The sequence below is a fragment of the Ruegeria sp. HKCCD7628 genome (assembly GCF_057221005.1).
The window spans coordinates 1-3846 of sequence record NZ_JBWVBA010000032.1 but is presented as its reverse complement, the minus strand read 5'-3'; the positions used below and the strand labels follow the sequence as shown (position 1 = coordinate 3846).

Annotated in this window: 3 protein-coding genes; all 3 read left to right on the top strand. The window is 61.6% G+C overall.

Annotation, left to right across the window (positions count from 1 at the left end; genetic code table 11):
* A partial coding sequence (locus tag AC2TAD_RS22215) for a (2Fe-2S)-binding protein (protein ID WP_170756576.1) occupies nucleotides 1–479 on the top strand: 479 nt, incomplete at its 5' end.
* 75 nt (nucleotides 480–554) lie between these two features.
* Complete coding sequence (locus AC2TAD_RS22210; protein ID WP_353394995.1) at nucleotides 555–2915, top strand: xanthine dehydrogenase family protein molybdopterin-binding subunit; 2361 nt, start codon at nucleotides 555–557, stop codon at nucleotides 2913–2915.
* 95 nt (nucleotides 2916–3010) lie between these two features.
* Nucleotides 3011–3802 carry an FAD binding domain-containing protein gene (locus tag AC2TAD_RS22205; RefSeq protein ID WP_170356923.1) on the top strand — a complete coding sequence of 264 codons (792 nt, stop codon included), beginning with the start codon at nucleotides 3011–3013 and terminating at the stop codon, nucleotides 3800–3802.
* The last annotated feature ends 44 nt before the right edge of the window (nucleotides 3803–3846 follow it).

Below are 3846 nucleotides of genomic sequence, written 5' to 3'. Positions count from 1 at the left end.
AGGTTTCGATGACTGTGAACGGCGTAGCTGTGAGCGGTGATGTTGAGGGTCGGACGTTATTGTCTGGATTTTTGCGTGATCATTTGGGGATGACAGGGACGCATGTTGGGTGTGACACGGCGCAATGTGGTGCGTGTGTTGTGCATGTTGATGGTCAGGCTGTGAAGTCGTGCAACATGCTTGCGCTTGAGGCGGACGGTTCTGAGGTTGGTACGATTGAAGGCCAGGCGACTGCGGATGGGTCTTTGAACACCATTCAGCAGGCGTTTCAGGATCATCACGGTCTTCAGTGCGGGTTCTGCACGCCTGGCATGGTGATGAGTGCGGCGGCCTTGCTGAAGGACAATCCGCGCCCGACCGAGGCCGAGATCCGGCATTATCTGGAAGGCAACCTGTGCCGGTGCACGGGCTATCATAACATCGTCAAGGCGATCATGGCCGCATCGGGTCAGGACGTCGGCAGCATCGCTGCGGAATAAACGCCACTGCGGGCCTGTAGCGCCCGTGGAAGGACAAGGATGCGTTAGCATCCGTTTATGGGAGGAGAACAAGCAATGCCCAAAGACAGTGGCATCGGAGCCAGTTCCAAGCGGCGCGAGGACGTGCGCTTTCTGACCGGAGCGGGCAATTACACCGACGACATCAACGTGGCCGGACAGGCCTATGTGTATTTCCTGCGCTCGGATATCGCGCATGGCCGGATCACCAGCATTGACACTTCGGCGGCCGAGGCCATGCCCGGTGTGGTCCGGGTATTCACCGGCAAGGATTTCGAAGGGGTGGGCGGCATCCCCTGCGGCTGGGAGGTGACGGACAAGCATGGCGCGCCCATGCAGGAACCGGCGCACCCCATTCTGGCACAGGGTAAAGTGCGCCATGTGGGTGATCCCATCGCGGCCGTGGTGGCTGACAGCCTGGAACAGGCGCGCGATGCCGCCGAGGCGATCGATCTGGATATCGAAGAACTGCCCGCCGTGATCGACATGAAGGCCGCCGCGCAGGATGGTGCAACGCTGGTCCATGACGATCTGAAGAACAACATCTGCTATGACTGGCAGCTGGGCGAGGCGGATGACGCCAAGGTCAACGAGGTCTTCGCCAATGCGGCCCATGTGACCACGCTGGATCTGGTGAACAACCGTCTGGTTGCCAACCCGATGGAGCCGCGCGTGGCGGTGGCGGAATACAGTCGCGGGACCGAGGACTATACGCTCTATACCACTTCGCAGAACCCGCATGTGATCCGTCTGCTGATGTGTGCCTTCGTTCTGGGCCTGCCCGAGCATAAGGTCCGCGTGGTGGCCCCGGATGTGGGCGGTGGTTTTGGCACCAAGATCTTCCACTATGCGGAAGAGGCGTTTGTGACCTTCGCCGCCAAGGCCTGCAACCGTCCCGTCAAATGGTCGGCCAGCCGGTCCGAGGCGTTCATGTCCGATGCCCATGGCCGCGACCATGTCAGCAAGATCGAGCTGGCGTTGGATGCGGACAACAACTTCGTCGGTCTGCGCACCAACACCTATGCCAATCTGGGCGCCTATCTGTCGACCTTCTCCAGTTCCGTGCCCACATGGCTGCACGGCACGCTGATGGCGGGCAATTACAAGACGCCGGTCATTCAGGTGAACGTGAAGGCGATGTTCACCAACACGGTGCCGGTGGATGCCTATCGCGGTGCGGGCCGGCCGGAGGCGACCTATCAGCTGGAACGCGTCGTCGACAAAGCTGCGCGCGAGCTGGGGGTCGATCCCATTGCGCTGCGCCGTCAGAACTTCATCACCCAGTTCCCCTATGACACGCCGGTGGCGCTGACCTATGACACTGGCGATTACAACGGGACCATGGACAAGCTTGAGGCCGCCGCCGATCTGGCAGGCTTTGCCGCGCGGCGTGCGGAAAGCGAGGCCAAGGGCAAGCTGCGCGGTCTGGGCATCAACTGCTATATCGAGGCGTGCGGCATTGCGCCGTCGAACATCGTTGGCATGCTGGGCGCGCGCGCGGGTCTTTATGACGCTGCGACCGTGCGGGTGAACGCCACCGGCTCGATCAGCGTCATGGTGGGCGCACACAGCCATGGGCAAGGGCATGAGACCGCCTTTCCGCAGGTCGTGGCCGACATGATCGGCATCGACGAGTCGATGGTCGAGATCGTGCATGGCGACACCTCGAAGATCCCGTTTGGGATGGGCACTTATGGCTCGCGCAGCCTTGCGGTCTGTGGCTCGGCCATGGTCAAGGCCACCGAGAAGGTGATCGACAAGGCCAAGAAGATCGCCGCCCACCTGCTGGAGGCCTCCGAGGCCGATATCGAGCTGAAGGACGGTCAGTTCAGCGTGGCAGGCACCGACAAGTCGGTGGCCTGGGGCGATGTGACCCTGACGGCCTATGTGCCGCATAACTACCCGCTGGAGGTCGAGCCGGGGCTGGAGGAGACCGCGTTTTACGACCCGGCCAACTTTACCTTCCCCTCGGGCGCCTATGCCTGCGAGGTCGAGCTGGACCCCGAGACCGGTAAGGTCAGTATCGAGGCTTTCACCGCCGCCGATGACTTTGGCAATATCGTCAACCCGATGATCGTGGATGGTCAGGTGCATGGCGGTATCGGTCAGGGTATCGGTCAGGCGCTACTGGAGAACTGCGCCTATGATGAGAATGGCCAGCTGCTGAGCGCGTCCTTCATGGATTACGCCATGCCCCGCGCCGATGACGTGCCCTTCTACGGCGTCGATCATTCCAGCCAGACGCCCTGCACGCATAACCCGCTGGGGGTGAAGGGCTGTGGTGAGGCTGGGGCTATTGGCTCACCCCCTGCGGTGGTCAATGCGGTTCTGGATGCGATGAACTCGGGCGGCAAAGCGGTGGATCACATCGACATGCCGGTGAGCCCGTCGCGCGTTTGGGCGGCGATGAACAGCTGAGAGGTTGGGGTAGCTGGGGGCTCTGCCCCCAGACCCCCGAGGTATTTATAGCCAGATGAAGAGCGGATCTGTGTTCTTCGGAAAGGAAAAGCGGAATGTATAATTTCGAGTTTGAGAAGCCCTCGACCATCGCCGATGCGGTGGCTGCGTTGGGGGCTGAGGATGCGCAGGCGTTGGGGGGTGGTCAGACACTGATCCCGACGTTGAAGCAGCGGTTGGCGGCGCCCTCGGCGCTGGTGTCGCTGAGCGGGATTGCCGAGATGCAAGGGGTTTGCATCGAGGATGATGGCTCGGTCGCTATCGGTGGAGCGACGACCCACGCCACGGTGGCGCGCGAGGCGGCGGCAAGCTATCCGGCGCTGGCAGCATTAGCCGGTCAGATCGGGGACCCGGCAGTGCGCAATCGCGGCACAATTGGTGGGTCGGTGGCCAACAATGATCCGGCGGCCTGTTATCCGGCAGGGGTGTTGGGTTCGGGCGCGACCGTTGTGACCAATACGCGGCAGATTGCGGCGGATGATTTCTTTCAGGGCATGTTCACCACCGCGCTGGACGAAGGTGAGATCATCACCCAGATCCGCTTCCCGGTGCCGCAGGCCGCAAGCTATCAGAAGTTCCTGCAGCCGGCCTCGCGCTTTGCGTTGGTGGGGGTCTACCTGGCACGGTTCGCGGATGGTGTCCGCGTCGCCGTCACCGGTGCCAGCGAAGATGGTGTATTCCGCTGGTCCGAGGCCGAGGAAGCCTTGACCAAAGAGTTCCGCGCCGACGCCCTGATGGGCCTGAAGGTGAACCCAATGAACATGATCGGCGATCTGCATGGCAGCAAAGACTATCGTGCACATCTGGTCAGCGTCATGACCAAACGCGCCGTCCAAGCCTGTAGCTAAATCAAACGTCAGCCCTGAAGCAAAAAACAGGGCTGACTTTAGGA

What these genes read in the sequence shown, in the direction of transcription:
- AC2TAD_RS22210 (WP_353394995.1), top strand. Translation starts at nt 555, where the DNA reads ATGCCCAAAGACAGTGGCATCGGAGCCAGTTCCAAGCGGCGCGAGGAC.
- AC2TAD_RS22205 (WP_170356923.1), top strand. Translation starts at nt 3,011, where the DNA reads ATGTATAATTTCGAGTTTGAGAAGCCCTCGACCATCGCCGATGCGGTG.